The following is a 309-nucleotide window of genomic DNA, read 5'->3' as shown; positions in this document are numbered from 1 at the left end:
CTGGGATGGCCCGCTTGAGGACGCGACACCGGATATGCGAGGTGCTGCCAACGCCGACGCTGCGGTCGTAGAACTGGTTGTCGCGTCCGATGCCATCGGCCGTGCCGGGCGGCACATCCACGTTGTAGCTCTTCTCGTAGTAGCGCTGGCACAGCTGCAGCTCGTGGGCCAGCGGGCGCAGGTCGAATGCCGTTGCCCTATTGCCGCGCTCCAGCTGCATCATCGCGAGGCCGAACTCTCCGCTCTGGCCGGAGATAACACCGCCATAGGCATCCGCGCAAAGGTCCACCACCAGCCACAGGAAATCGC

The 309-nt window shown here is 65.0% G+C and carries 1 protein-coding gene; it reads right to left on the bottom strand.

The window, feature by feature from the left end:
- The coding region (locus tag EN850_RS36765) for a hypothetical protein (protein ID WP_210238081.1) at positions 1-309 on the bottom strand (309 nt) is incomplete at both ends.

It is taken from the genome of Mesorhizobium sp. M8A.F.Ca.ET.207.01.1.1, assembly GCF_004794715.1.
Lineage (GTDB): Bacteria > Pseudomonadota > Alphaproteobacteria > Rhizobiales > Rhizobiaceae > Mesorhizobium.
This window is presented reverse-complemented; position numbering and strand designations above follow the sequence as displayed.